The sequence below is a fragment of the Funiculus sociatus GB2-C1 genome (assembly GCF_039962115.1).
GTDB classification, from domain to species: domain Bacteria; phylum Cyanobacteriota; class Cyanobacteriia; order Cyanobacteriales; family FACHB-T130; genus Funiculus; species Funiculus sociatus.
The window spans coordinates 1-13,183 of the sequence record NZ_JAMPKJ010000106.1 but is presented as its reverse complement, the minus strand read 5'-3'; the positions used below and the strand labels follow the sequence as shown (position 1 = coordinate 13,183).

The window sequence follows — 13,183 nt, the reverse complement described above, 5'->3', positions numbered from 1 at the left end:
ATCGTTGAAGATTTAATGAGATTAAATCGCAATAAATTAGAGCATTATTTACGAGGGATGAGGGCTATGAAGCTCATTGTATCAACGTTTTAGCTTTCATGTCGCCCCCTCAGTTGACTTCCACTGACTTGAACTCATAAACGTTACCCTCAGTTGATGATTGACCAATGAGTTCAAAAAAGATGCCAGGGAAGGTCTGAAACATCTGATAGAAAATGCTGTCTGTTTTCATGCACAGGCTGTAGAAAAATCAAAAACCCGTCTTCTTCAAGAACACGGGTTTTTCAGGCTTGAAAATCAGCGTAACAGACTATCAACCGCTCAGCAAAGCTTCGACAAACTCGTAGCTGGAAAAGGGACGTAAATCTTCTACGCCTTCACCAGCACCAATGAAGCGAATTGGCAAGCCTAGCTGCTGCACTACAGCTAGAGCTACGCCTCCCCTAGCAGTTCCATCAAGTTTTGTCAATACTACGCCGCTAAGTTTTGCTGCCTGTGAGAATACTTCTGCCTGACGCAGGCCATTTTGTCCGAGAGTAGCATCTAGAACAAGGAGGGCTTCTATTTGGGCGTTGGGGGCTTTTTTATCGACAATCCGGCGAATTTTGCCCAGTTCTTCCATCAGATTTTTCTTGTTCTGGAGACGACCTGCTGTGTCGATCAGGAGTAATTCTGTACCTCGTGCCTGTGCTGCTGTAATGGCATCAAACACCACTGCCGCCGGATCGGTGTTCTGTCCGGGGTTGGCAATCACTTCCACACCGCTACGCTGACCCCAAATCTTCACCTGTTCGACTGCGGCGGCGCGGAAGGTATCGGCAGCGCCAATTAAGCATTTATAGCCAGATTTCTGGGCTAAATGGGCAATTTTGCCAATAGTCGTCGTTTTACCTGCACCATTGACTCCAGTCATCAGCCAGATATTCAGGGTGTCTTTTGTTGGGACAAAGGTGGGGCTGTAGGATTCTTGAATAGGTTTGTCGAGTAAGTCGCGCAGGATTTTCTTCAGGTAAGCGATCGCTTGATCTGGAGGCAGCACTTCCTCGCGCAGCCTATCTTGTAGCGTTTTTATGATATAATCTGTCGCTTCTATGCCGACATCTGCTTGCAACAGCAGCGCCTCAATCTCCATCACCGCGTCTTGATTCAACGGCCCTTGACCGACGATGGCTTTGAGCTGGTTAATCAAGCTGCGACGGGTTTTGTCCAGACCTTGGCGCAGTCGCTTTAGCCAAGTGATTTCTTCAATCGAGACATCTTCTGCACGCCGCCCTTGCGTTGCCAGCACTTGGGCTGACCACATGAAACCCTCATCAAAAGCAAGCCCTGGCACTTCCTCGGTCACTGCTGTTGCCACAGGCTGTACTGGTGCCTGTACCCGTTCTGGTTCGGGCGCTTCTATTGCGGTTGCTTTTAGCCGTTCTAGTCGTGCTTGTCGGTCTTCTTTTGCCCAGAATGGTACGGGGGTGGGGGGCGCTTCCTCTGTCTGTGTTTCAACACTATCAGGTGCTATAACTACGCCTGTTTCGGCGATCGCACTCTCTGTTTCTAGTTCGGGTGCTTCTAGTTCTATAACTACGCCTGTTTCGGCGATCGCTTCTACCTCTTGTGCCGATTCAGGTGTTGTTTTTTCCTCTACCTCGGCGCTAGTATGATTTATTTGCTCGGCAGCTGGTTCTGATGCGATCGCTTCTGGAGTTGCGGATGCAGCAACGTCATCTTCCACCTCAAGACTAGCGGTTTCTGCGGCAGTGTCTATTGAAGTGTCTGGTGATTGAGAAACCTCTGCCGTGTCTGGAACATCCGCAGATGGTTCTTGTCCAGCATCAGGAGCAGCTTCCGGCTCAGCTTGTTCCTGCTTTTGCTGAATGTTTTTATAGGCTGCTTTGGCGTATCTGAGAAGATCCTCAGATACACCTGGTGACTGCTCCTGTGTTGATTCTGACGTTTCAGGTTCAGCGGACGGCTGAATTTGATCGCTTTGTTGCTGTTCAACCTGGGAGTCACTCTCAGAATTACTAAACTGGCGACGGAACCAATTAAAAACCATTGCACCTACTTAAACATTGCAGCAATCTTATTTTTAACCAGATGGTCGCAATTAAATACAACTTGTCGTTTTGGGGACTGGGTAAAGATTGATATCCAGTCCCCAATCTCTAATTTCCCGAACCAGTTAAATTTATTTGCACCGACCTGCTTACTAAACTATAGAAAAATTTTCTGTTAATTTTGTCTTCAAGTGCGCGATTTAGTCTTAAGCTTCTCAGTTACCCGACGCAGGACACCGTTAATAAACTTACGCCCTTCCTCATCGCTGTATTTTTTAGCTAGTTCTACAGCTTCATTAATAGCAGGGCTATCGGGGACTCCTAAAAACATAATTTCTCCTACGGCGATCCGCAAGATATCGCGGTCAATTTTAGGCAAGCGGTTTAACTGCCAATCTACCAATGCCTCGGTTAGGAGGTCATCAATTTCTGTCCGCTTACTGTTGACTGTGCTGAGAATTTCTAATGCGTAGGCGCGAACTTCATGTTGATTTGCCATTTGAACGAATTCTGGCAACTCTACAGCAGTTCCTAAGCGGTTGATTGCTGCTTGGGTTAGCTCAATAGCATCGCTCAACATGGCTTTGGCACTGCTGACATCGCTAGCGCGGGTTTCGCTAGTCAGGAGGCGATCGCTTCCGCGTTGGACTTCTGCTGCTGCTACCTCTAAAGTTTCTCGAACTTCACTTGTCAGGGTACGGATCGCAGCCATTATTAAATTAGACATTTGCTGCGATGCCACTTTTTCTTTATTCCCGCTCAGCTGGCTAAGGCTTAGGAGAGCTAATTCACGGGCAGTTCTGCGAGGTTGCATATAAAAGGCAATTAAAAAGCAAAAATCAAAATGGAAAAAGGTTAGAAGAAGTAATAAAAGCCAAAAGTTAAAAAGGAAAAAGTTAAAAACTTATATTTTTGCCTTTTTCCTGATTTTTGCCTTTTGCTTTTTAGTCTTCTTCGGTTGGTACAACCTGCCACCTGCCCTCAGAACCCACTGGTTCCAGCTTCCGCTCGTTGGTATCTGCGGGGGGCATCAAGGGTATGGGGTTGGGACTAACGATTCCTCCGGAAACCACCACTTTAAAGGCATCTTCAATTGACATTGAGACGTTTAATACTTCGTCTTCTGGGACAATGGCATACCAGCCTGTGGTGGGGTTAGGCGTAGTGGGAACAAAAACGCTGAGCATAGAACGCTCCATTTGGCACTGGATTTCGCTGCTCATGGTACCTGTGACGAAAGCGATCGCCCAAATTCCTCGCCGAGGATACTCCACCAAAACGACCCGCCGAAACTTGCCGTTGGTGTCTCTTAAAATTGTCTCCAATAGCTGTTTGAGCGTTTTATAAACCGACCCCGCTAACGGAATCGCCTGCAAAAGTTGCTCCCCAAAATCCAGCAACCACCTCCCAGCAATGTTGCGTGCCATTAAGCCTATCAGCAAAATGCACAGCAGCGGCACTGTTAGCCCCACCACCAAATTCAGCAGATTTACCACGATGGGGTTCATCCCATCAAATGGATTCACCTGCTTGGGAACGCGGGTCAGAAAATTGATCACCCAGTTGGCAATAGTTATTGTCAGCCATATCGTCGTAGCCAAGGGAATGACTACTAAGAGACCTGCAATCAGGTCATTTTTTAAGTCCTGCTTGAGGCGTTGGATCACAGATTGCCCACTCTCTCCTTACAACTAGCGGTGCAGATTCGTACAAAATGCCAACTTTACCAATGGTTGCTCTTTGAGCAAAAACAACTTCGTCGTAGTATCCACACCATAGAAATAGGCTCAGGACTGTAACCTTATTCCATCAGCTCCTTTTTTGGGGCAGGCTGGGAAAGGCAATTTTCCATTCCTATCTCTATTTGTAAGACTTGTAAAGAATTGTTGCAAGTCCTTGGCAGCTGGTATCACACTTTACACTTTAGCATTTCTATGAGAGCCAGCCCTGAGCTAAGAGGAAGAACTGAGTGTCGTCGCATCAACGGTTGTCTCATCGGCTTGCCCCTGTTGAGCTGAGTCATCAACAGGGGGCAAGGGCATATGCTTTAGTTCCCACACCTTGAGCAGGATTAAATACTCATAGAACGCCTGCAAGGTACACCAGGTAAACCCCGCTCTCCCATCCAGAAAACCACCCAAGAAGAAATACATATACAAGAAGCGCACTAGCGGACGGAAGGGCAAGCGCAAAGATAAATCTTTCAAGGCGCGGCGTCTTTGCACTTCCGAGCGACCGAAGAACAATTCTCGCCAATTGACTGACCCTTGCTGTAGTTGGCGTAGGGTTTCCTCCGCTTCATCGGTGGAATAGCGATTATGCTTGTCAATCCAGCGACTCAATCCCTTACCAGAGGTGTAGTGGGGATAAGTTTCTTTCAGAAAGTTGGTGGCTCCTTCGCAGACTTCCCGCTCAGTATGTCCATAGTCAGTAAACCAGACTTTTCCTCGCTGCAACAGACGCATCTGGTAGCGGGGATATTGGGTGCTGTGACGAATCCAGCGACCCATGAACATGACGCGCTCTGCTGCGTAGTAGCCAACATACTCAGAGGTTTTGATGGCTTCCAAACACTCTTGAAACAGCTCTGGTGTCATCCGCTCATCGGCTTCTAGGATGTAAATCCAATCGTGTTTGGCTGGTACTTCTTCGAGCATCCAGGTTCTTTGTCGGCCGTGACTTTCAAAGCGGTGCTGCACCACGCGGATGTCATAGCGACTGGCAATTTCTACAGTGCGATCGCTACTGTAGGAATCCACCACAACCACATCATCAGATAGCAGTGCCGACTCAATACAAGCTGCAATATCCAGCTCTTCGTTATAGGTCAGTATGTAAATTGAGAACATTTTCCCGCCGATCGTGATGGAAAATAATCAATCTCTTTCAGGAATTAAGAATTAAAAACTGGGGAATTTTTAATTCTTAATTCCCTACCTTAACGTGCCTGAGCTTTACGACGACCTCCCCCGATGCCGCCTGTCAAACCCAGTGCGGCAATTGCCAGGTAGCCAATGGCTAAGAGCAAACTGCTCAGTCCATTCTTTATACTCGATCTTAAAAACTGACTTTCGGCTTGTTTTTGTGCTTCTTGTTTGCCGCCACGAAGTTGAGTTTTAGCAGCATCGACTTGTTGGTTTAGAGCTTTTGGATCTTGCTTTAATCTTTGCAATTGGTCTTTAAGAGACTGTAATCTCGCCAGCTGTTCCCCTTGCACTTGACCGCTCTTGATCGCCTGATCTAGCTCGGTAAGCTTCTTTTCGTCTTGAAGCAGGGAGCTAACCTGTTGCGATTGGCTAGCAATCTGAGTTTCTACTTGAGTGGCTCTTTGGTTAATTTGTGCGACAGCTTGATTGTTCAACAGACGCAGGCTATTGATGTTGAGGATGGGAACTGGCAGTAGGAATGCCAAACCCAACAACCCAGCTAGTGCAAGCGCTCCGATTCTCACTATGTCTTCCCAACCTTTGCGGGCCGCGCCAGAGTTACTGTCTACCCAAAATCCAGCAAATAGAAAGGCCAGACCAACCATCGGAATAACTCCTTGGTTAATTAGCTGGAATGTAACGTTCTGTTGCCACTGTAGGAAACCTAGCTGTACCTGTTCTGCAACAGCGTTACTGGGAGTCGCAGGCGGAATCAGAAGCACCGCATAATCAATGAGCGAGGAGAGAATCAGTATCAGCCCGACTACCTTGAGAATGTTGGAAGTAATAGAGGAAGGTTGACGGCTATTAGTTGCTTTCATGGCTTTTGTCTTGAGTTAGCGATCGTCCACATCAAACTTAACTGATTAACATACTGAGTGTCTTATCTGTCTTCCGGTCATTTCAGCACCCATCGCAGCAGTCCTATTAATCTCTTGGTTTCCCGGATGACAAGAGAGGACTTTTACCCAGTTGTTGTCGATATGCGATGATTATCTAGAGGTTAAAACCTCCGATAATCAAAAGTTTTGTCACAAACTCTATATTTTACCTCAACTGCGTATACAACTACTAAATAAATTATAATCTGCAACTGAATCTATATAATTTTGATAAAAATCGGAATACTATATATTTCAATATGGTTCCCTTAAGAATAGTTTTAGATAGGGACTGAGTAACCTCACCTAACAAATGCTATAGGAATGTTAGATGAGGTTCTGAGATTCCAATAAATCGTAACGTTTGGACTTTCAGTTTTAAGTAAACGGTATTGCTGCTAAATATTTATCTGGTAAAAATATTTAGTATTACCAATAAAGAAGGAATTTTTATAAATTATTATCAGCCAAAGATGATATTTATTTATGAATCAAGCTGTTCATAGTTCAGTAGATAACTGTTTATTAAAGGGCAAGATAAAAAAGGAATTTATTTCTTTCCCAATCCCCAATCCCCAATCCCCAATCCCCAATCCCCAATCCCTATTTTATAGAAGCGATCGCTTGTTTTGGTTGAATCCGATAAACCATAATCGGCATATCCAGCCCTTTGAGGCTCATGGTGTTACCGACTCGCGGGAAATCCTTGACAACATTGGCAACATCAGAGTCCATCAGAACATTCTCAGTACAAGCGATGTCATTACCAAGGCTTTTTGCTTCAACTCGCGCTGCTGTATTCACCGTGGTGCCGAAGTAGTCAAGACGCTCATTTAAGTTGACACTGATACAAGGCCCAACATCTATGCCAATCTTAAGAATCAGCTGGTCTTCTGCTGCCAGATGCAACCGTAGATTCAAAGCTTGCATCTGGTGGTTCATAGCGATCGCAGCTTGCATGGCATCACTTGGCACAGTAAATGCTGCCATCACCGCATCCCCTATCGTTTTGACGACGACACCGTTGTGAGCATCTACCACATGAAACAACAGATCGAAGTGTTGCCGCACTAAATTATAAGCCCGCGAATCTCCTCGCCGCGCATACAATGCTGTCGAACCAGCCAAATCGGTAAATAAAATTGCCACCCGCTGAATCACCAAACTTTCATTAGGCAGTATTGTCTCGTGAGGAAACAAATCGCGGAAGGTTTGTAGAGTCAGCAATTGGTGTCCCGAAACCACACCATATTCCGCATCAATTTTGGCACGAAAAGCCGGATCGTCAAATGCTTTTTCCAGGCGGCGCAATTTCTCATCAATACTAAAGGTAACTCGCACCTGCTCGTCAGCATCAGTAGCGTATACACTGTTACAAGCTGTACATAGATGGTTTGTCCGCAAATCGGATAAACTTTTTGGTTTGAAGTCGATGCCGCGACAAGCCGGACATTGAATGTCCCAGTTGAGAGTTAAAATACCCTCCTTGAGAGCAATGACTAAAACCCGCAAAGTCTCCCGCTCGCTCAACTGCAATTTTTCAGCAATCCGTTTGGGGTTGGCATGATATAATTCGCGGCGATCGCTTTGTTGTAAAAATGCCCTTAGCCGCTGCTGTACCTCTGGTTTAATGCTATACCTTTCCAAGGCGGCTACAGCTAGAGCAATATTATTCTGGTGTCTATGAAAAAAGTTAAACATTTGGTGTCGCTAGATATATTAAGGATTTTAGTAGTGTGCGACCCTTGAGTGTATTTTATATATAACCGTTACTGACTATTTGGTTTTATCGTCCTGAATTTCTGCTGAGAGTTAACTAGGTGTCAGATTAAAATATAGGTAAGTATGCCCCTGGTTTTTGTTAACAAAAAATCAACAATTATTATGATGTATTTTATCAGTATAAAGAGGTAATCGTGCAAATTCCCCGCCTGCATCCAGACACAATTGAGGAAGTAAAACAACGGGTTGACATTGTTGAAGTCATCTCGGAACACGTTGTATTACGCAAGCGGGGCAAAGAGTATGTAGGTTTATGTCCTTTCCATGAGGAAAAATCTCCCAGTTTTACCGTCAGCCCCATTAAGCAGATGTACTACTGCTTTGGCTGTCAAGCCGGGGGAAATGCGATTACTTTTTTGAAGGAACACTCTAAACGTTCCTTTGGTGAAGTGGTGCTGGATTTGGCGCGGCGCTACCAAGTTCCGGTGCAAATGCTGGAGGCGGAACAGCGCGAGGAATTACAGAGGCAAATTACGCTGCGAGAGCAGCTGTATGAGATTTTGGCAGTGGGGGCAAGCTTTTTTCAACACGCGCTGCGACAACCCCAAGGGGAGGCGGCTTTGGAATATTTGTACTCCAAGCGGCAACTCTCGGAGGAAACTATTCAAAAATTCCAGCTTGGGTATGCTCCGGCGGGTTGGGAAACTCTCTATGGCTACTTGGTGGAACAGAAAAGCTACCCGGTGCAGCTGGTAGAACAAGCGGGTTTGATTAAGCTGCGGGATGGGGGTGGCGGTTATTATGACAGGTTTCGCGATCGCTTGATGATTCCCATCCACGACTCTCAAGGACGAGTAATTGCCTTTGGTGGCAGAACTCTGGGGGACGATCAGCCGAAATATCTCAATTCTCCGGAAACCGAATTATTTAATAAAGGCAAAATTCTGTTTGCTTTGGATAAAGCCCGTGAAGCTATTGGCAAGCAGGATCGGGCTGTGGTAGTGGAAGGATATTTTGATGCGATCGCTCTCCACTCCCACGGAATCGAAAACGTTGTCGCCTCTCTAGGTACAGCGCTGGGCTTAGATCAAGTCAAACAGCTATTACGTTACACCGAATCTAAGCAAATTGTACTCAACTTTGATGCCGATGCCGCCGGAACCAAAGCAGCTCAAAGAGCAATTGGAGAAATTGCCAATCTCGCCTATCAAGGACAAGTCAATCTGCGAGTTCTCAACTTGCCTGATGGAAAAGATGCTGACGAATTTCTCCTCAAAGGTGGCGCTGAAAAATATCGGGAATTGCTGCTTGATGCTCCTCTCTGGCTTGATTGGCAAATCCAGCAAATCTTAGTAGGAAAAAATCTTAAACAGGCGGATCAATTTCAGCAAGTTACCGCAGAAATGGTGAAATTACTAAATAACATCACCAATGACGATCAGATTACCTATTATATTAATCACTGTGGAGAAATTCTCAGCCAAGGAGATTCTCGGCGGGTTGGACTATTAACAGACAATCTCCTAAACAAAATTGTTCGTCACTGGGAAGAACTTCTAAACCAGGACAGTTCTCTAAAAGTGCCGTTGTTAGTAAACAATCTTCTCAAGCAAAATAAGCGGTTTAAGACTCGTCCTTCTGTTAATAGAAATAAAGGTCAAAAAGAATTACTTGTTACTTCTGAAAGCACTCTTTTAGAAAGATCCGAGGCTCTACTGTTGCGCCTTTATCTGCATTGCCCAGAATATCGACAGTTGATTAGCGATACTTTAGAAGAACAAGATTTATTATTTAGCCTTCCTCACCACCGACTTTTGTGGCTAAGAATTTCATCTTTACAGGAAACATCACCAGATTTACTATCGGCGCTACAAAACCTGTATGTTGATTTTCCTGAAGAAATGGCTCAAGTGTCTGGACTATTTTATCTTGACGAAAATGCCGAACTCGATATTCTCCGCGCTCCGGAATTGATCAAAGCAGGCGCTGCTTGTATGGAACGGGTAATGTGTGAAAACATTTATCGCCACTTTTTAGATCTATGGAAAAATCCCGATAGTTTTCTGGATTTGAATAAACGGCAATACTACTGTCAGGAATTTTACCGAGCAAAACAGCGAGTTACAGAGTTAGATCAATACAGGAATTTTATCGAGCAAAACAGCGAATTACAGAGTTAGATCGACATCTGCAATTTTTGTATTTTTATCGCTGAGGATTCCTTAGTCGTTACATTTTCGTTCCCAGACGACCGCCTGGGAACGAGTAAAATACTGGCTAATGATTAAGGGCAAAATAGAGTAGCACGAGTTTCGCGTCCTGTCGTCGGGTTGGTGCCTTTAGCTGTTTTACACAACTGTTTTTGCACATCCTGACGAAACAAGACATCTGTAAAATCTGCTCCATCAATGATGGCACCTTCAAACTTGGAGTTAAAGGCAAACGCTCCCTCCAAAATAGCGTTAGTTAAGTTAGCGTTGGTGAAACGAGCAGTGTCTAGGGTAGCGTTTCTAAGATCGGCTCCCTCTAAATTGGCACTTTCAAGATTAGCGCCAAAGAAGCTGACACCCCGCAAATCTGTATGACTCAGGTTACTGCTGCGAAGATTGGCTTTAGTAAAGCTGGAGTCCGTAAGCACTTTACCTGAGAAATCTGCACCGATCAAGAATTCCTTGTTGTAGTCTTCAGCTAGGGCAGGAGTGGCGATCGCGCCGAAAGCTGTTAAAGATGCGATCGCTACCAGCAACAAACCCAGTAAAATTGTCGAAATCCGATTGTTTAGCCTAAAATTCATGCTGCTTCCAGAGGAAGATGGAAAACCGTCGTCTATCTCATTATCCCAATATCGGTGTTTTAGGAGAAGACCTGGTTGCTCAATGGTTACATTCACAAGGTTTCTTAATTTTGCATCGTCGCTGGCGTTGTCGCTGGGGAGAGATAGACATAATTGCGCGACAATGCTCGACTGGGGACTGGGGACAAGGGACTGGGTACAAGGGACAAGGGACTGGGGACTGGGGACTGGGTACAAGGGATAAAGAGGACAAGGAAGCTTTCCCGAAGTCTACCCAATCCCCAATTCCCAATTCCCAATCCCCAATCCCCAATTCCCTTGATCCAGTCTTAGCATTTGTCGAGGTTAAAACTCGCAGTCGGGGAAATTGGGATGCGGATGGAATGCTGGCAATTACAGCGAAAAAACAAGCAAAACTCTGGCGAACAGCGGAGCTTTTTCTAGCGGATAACCCAGATTTAGCAAATCTTTCTTGCCGTTTTGATGTCGCTCTTGTCAGATGTGTGCGATCGCTTCTTTCTCAAACTCCCTCGGTTGCTTCACCAAAACCTGGGGATATCACGCTCTCAGGATACCATCTGAGTGTACAAAACTACATCCAGTCTGCTTTTGATTAAATATTAGCAATACCCACCAGTCGCTCGCTTTGGTGGGCATTCATCCTACATTTAATGGCTAATTACTTTTCAATAATTAGCCATTAGCCAAAGAATAATTAAGCCAAAGTTTCGGGGCAATATCCCAGCCCTCTAGTGAACTGTTGCCGGAATGCTTCAATATCGCTGCGATCCGGGGTACCATGAGAAACTACAGCTACTTGATAGCGTCGCATAACTTCTATTGGGGACTGTCCCGTTTCCAGGCTCCAAAGGGCCATTTGGAGGCGGATTGCAGGCTCGTAGGGAATTCCCAGCTCGTTCATAAATGCCCTAAAGTCGCCATCTTGCTGAGGGGTTAGCGGGCTATAGGTTTTGATCTTGATTACCCAGCCATCAATCTGATGAATTACAGTCATTAAACGCACGGGCAGTTGGGGCATTCCGTGTAGATATTCAACCACCCGTAGGGTAAGGCTGGCATTCGCCAGAAAGTAAACGTATTCCATGAGGTTTCTTGGTGAGGAGTGCCAAGCTGTTGCTATACCTCTAATTCTCACCTTATAAAGCTTTTTGCAACAGGGGAAAAGCCCCCGATCTTATCTGGGGGATATTACCCAATTAGTTTAGTTACATAAACCAATAAATTATCCGTAGACTAACGGGGATAAACCGGATGACCAAACTTGATGGAGACACTGAAATTACAGATACCCAGTCGGGAAACTCTGAAGCTGTTGCTGGACTAGGGGAACTCAAGCTGAACAATGAAGTTGAGTCACCCAGCGAGAATAATATAGATCGGTTGTTATCCAGTTATGACTATGAACTCCCAGCAGAGATGATTGCACAAAACCCGGCGGTGCCGAGGGACAGTGCGCGTTTGTTGGTAGTAGATTCCCAAAATCGCCATTTTCACGCCATTTTTCGTGATTTACCGGATTTACTCAAGCCAGGAGATTTACTTGTATTAAATAATACTCGTGTTATTCCCGCTCGCCTCCGTGGTCGTAAATCTACGGGCGCACCAGTTGAGGTGTTGCTGCTGGAGGAACGGCAAAATAACTGCTGGTTGGCTTTGGTGAAACCAGGGCGGCGGTTGCAACCGGGGGCAAAGATTTTTTTTGAACCTCAGGGATTGGGGGCTGTGGAAGAAGGGGAACAAGGGGGACTGGGGACTGGGGACAAGGAGGACAAGGAGGACAATGAGGACAAGGAAGCTTCCCCGAAGTCTACCCAATCCCTAATTCCCAATCCCCAATTCCCAATCCCCAATCCCCAATCCCCAATCCCCAATTCCCAATCCCCAATCCCTAATCCGTTGAGTGCAACTGTGCTGGAAAGGGATGAGGCGACGGGTGGGCGTTTGTTGCAGTTTGATGTTCCTTTGGGGGTGTCTTTTTGGGAGATGTTGGAAGAATACGGTGAAATGCCCCTACCACCTTACATTACAGCTTCCCAATCTCAGCCGGAGGAGTATCAAACTGTTTACGCTCAACGCCAAGGCGCGATCGCAGCCCCGACAGCTGGACTACACTTTACCCCAGAGTTACTCAATCGCTTGCACGAACGAGGGATTAAGCAAGCTTCGGTGACGCTGCACGTCGGAGTTGGTACGTTTCGCCCCGTGGAAGTAGAGGATATTACTACCCACAAAATGCACGGGGAATGGGTGGAAGTACCCGCGTCAACTGTAGAACAAATTCGGGAAACTCAGGCGCAAGGCGGTAGGATTATTGCCGTGGGGACAACGGTGGTGCGAAGTTTAGAGTCAGCCGCCGCCAATGGGGAATTGCAGCCATATTCCGGTAAAACAGAATTGTTCATTTACCCCGGCTATCAGTGGCGGGTAGTGGACGGGCTGATTACCAATTTCCATTTACCTTGTTCGAGTTTGCTGATGTTAGTTGGCGCTTTAATTGGGCGTGGGCGGTTGCTGGATTTGTACCAAGTCGCAACAAAGCATCAATATCGCTTCTATTCTTTTGGTGATGCAATGCTAATTTTGCCTGAAGGAGTAGGTACTAGGGACTAGGGACTAGGGACTAGGTACTATAGCAATCCTAAATGATTCGCGAACTTCTGTAGGGACACGGCAGTGCCCATTGGTGTCAACTTAACGTCTCAGCCCAGATGTCAAGCGATTGAGCCTGAATTCGGCGATGTCGCTGGCGCTGAGCTTTGACCAGACCAAAGGATTGGTGAAATTGCA

General features: G+C 46.0%; 12 protein-coding genes. 3 read left to right on the top strand and 9 right to left on the bottom strand.

Annotated features, from left to right (window positions below; all coding sequences use genetic code 11):
- Positions 1–109 precede the first annotated feature (109 nt).
- From NDI42_RS27510 to NDI42_RS27480, 7 genes are all read right to left on the bottom strand, one after another.
- Positions 110–232 (bottom strand): DUF2887 domain-containing protein, encoded by a 123-nt coding sequence (locus tag NDI42_RS27510; RefSeq protein ID WP_190459676.1) that lies wholly within the window; start codon positions 230–232, stop codon positions 110–112.
- A gap of 81 nt (positions 233–313) precedes the next feature.
- A complete protein-coding gene (gene ftsY, locus NDI42_RS27505; RefSeq protein WP_190459675.1) occupies positions 314–2,050 on the bottom strand; it encodes a signal recognition particle-docking protein FtsY in 1,737 nt (578 codons plus the stop codon).
- Between the two features lie 188 nt (positions 2,051–2,238).
- A complete protein-coding gene (gene nusB / locus NDI42_RS27500) occupies positions 2,239–2,865 on the bottom strand; it encodes a transcription antitermination factor NusB (protein WP_190459672.1) in 627 nt (208 codons plus the stop codon).
- A 130-nt stretch (positions 2,866–2,995) separates the two neighbouring features.
- On the bottom strand, positions 2,996–3,718 hold the full coding sequence (locus NDI42_RS27495) for a DUF502 domain-containing protein (RefSeq protein WP_190459670.1): 723 nt from the start codon (positions 3,716–3,718) through the stop codon (positions 2,996–2,998).
- A gap of 285 nt (positions 3,719–4,003) precedes the next feature.
- Positions 4,004–4,900, bottom strand: a complete 897-nt coding sequence (locus NDI42_RS27490) for a glycosyltransferase family 2 protein (protein ID WP_190459669.1) — start codon at positions 4,898–4,900, stop codon at positions 4,004–4,006.
- 89 nt (positions 4,901–4,989) lie between these two features.
- Complete coding sequence (locus NDI42_RS27485; RefSeq protein ID WP_199311426.1) at positions 4,990–5,799, bottom strand: HpsJ family protein; 810 nt, start codon at positions 5,797–5,799, stop codon at positions 4,990–4,992.
- Positions 5,800–6,462: 663 nt separating this feature from the next.
- Positions 6,463–7,560 carry an adenylate/guanylate cyclase domain-containing protein gene (locus NDI42_RS27480; protein ID WP_190459667.1) on the bottom strand — a complete coding sequence of 366 codons (1,098 nt, stop codon included), beginning with the start codon at positions 7,558–7,560 and terminating at the stop codon, positions 6,463–6,465.
- 215 nt (positions 7,561–7,775) lie between these two features.
- Between NDI42_RS27480 and dnaG the strand changes: the two genes are divergently transcribed.
- Positions 7,776–9,761 carry a DNA primase gene (gene dnaG, locus NDI42_RS27475; RefSeq protein WP_190459665.1) on the top strand — a complete coding sequence of 662 codons (1,986 nt, stop codon included), beginning with the start codon at positions 7,776–7,778 and terminating at the stop codon, positions 9,759–9,761.
- 104 nt (positions 9,762–9,865) lie between these two features.
- Here the strand turns inward: dnaG and NDI42_RS27470 are convergent, their stop codons facing one another.
- Entirely contained in the window at positions 9,866–10,375 is a 510-nt protein-coding gene (locus NDI42_RS27470) for a pentapeptide repeat-containing protein (RefSeq protein ID WP_190425613.1), read from the bottom strand.
- A gap of 17 nt (positions 10,376–10,392) precedes the next feature.
- Here NDI42_RS27470 and NDI42_RS27465 point away from each other — a divergent pair, with 17 nt between their 5' ends.
- On the top strand, positions 10,393–10,992 hold the full coding sequence (locus NDI42_RS27465) for a YraN family protein (RefSeq protein ID WP_190459663.1): 600 nt from the start codon (positions 10,393–10,395) through the stop codon (positions 10,990–10,992).
- A 98-nt stretch (positions 10,993–11,090) separates the two neighbouring features.
- On the opposite strand, the gene NDI42_RS27460 is transcribed toward NDI42_RS27465, so the two are convergent.
- Positions 11,091–11,480, bottom strand: coding sequence for a hypothetical protein (locus tag NDI42_RS27460; protein WP_190425610.1), 390 nt, complete (start codon positions 11,478–11,480; stop codon positions 11,091–11,093).
- 167 nt (positions 11,481–11,647) lie between these two features.
- On the opposite strand from NDI42_RS27460, the gene queA reads away from it, so the two are divergent.
- Positions 11,648–13,006, top strand: a complete 1,359-nt coding sequence (queA, locus tag NDI42_RS27455) for a tRNA preQ1(34) S-adenosylmethionine ribosyltransferase-isomerase QueA (RefSeq protein WP_190459661.1) — start codon at positions 11,648–11,650, stop codon at positions 13,004–13,006.
- Positions 13,007–13,183 lie beyond the last annotated feature (177 nt).

What these genes read in the sequence shown, in the direction of transcription:
- NDI42_RS27485 (WP_199311426.1), bottom strand. Translation starts at nt 5,799, where the DNA reads ATGAAAGCAACTAATAGCCGTCAACCTTCCTCTATTACTTCCAACATT.
- NDI42_RS27460 (WP_190425610.1), bottom strand. Translation starts at nt 11,480, where the DNA reads ATGGAATACGTTTACTTTCTGGCGAATGCCAGCCTTACCCTACGGGTG.
- NDI42_RS27490 (WP_190459669.1), bottom strand. Translation starts at nt 4,900, where the DNA reads ATGTTCTCAATTTACATACTGACCTATAACGAAGAGCTGGATATTGCA.
- NDI42_RS27480 (WP_190459667.1), bottom strand. Translation starts at nt 7,560, where the DNA reads ATGTTTAACTTTTTTCATAGACACCAGAATAATATTGCTCTAGCTGTA.
- NDI42_RS27510 (WP_190459676.1), bottom strand. Translation starts at nt 232, where the DNA reads ATGAAAACAGACAGCATTTTCTATCAGATGTTTCAGACCTTCCCTGGC.
- nusB (WP_190459672.1), bottom strand. Translation starts at nt 2,865, where the DNA reads ATGCAACCTCGCAGAACTGCCCGTGAATTAGCTCTCCTAAGCCTTAGC.
- ftsY (WP_190459675.1), bottom strand. Translation starts at nt 2,050, where the DNA reads ATGGTTTTTAATTGGTTCCGTCGCCAGTTTAGTAATTCTGAGAGTGAC.
- NDI42_RS27470 (WP_190425613.1), bottom strand. Translation starts at nt 10,375, where the DNA reads ATGAATTTTAGGCTAAACAATCGGATTTCGACAATTTTACTGGGTTTG.
- NDI42_RS27465 (WP_190459663.1), top strand. Translation starts at nt 10,393, where the DNA reads ATGGAAAACCGTCGTCTATCTCATTATCCCAATATCGGTGTTTTAGGA.
- queA (WP_190459661.1), top strand. Translation starts at nt 11,648, where the DNA reads ATGACCAAACTTGATGGAGACACTGAAATTACAGATACCCAGTCGGGA.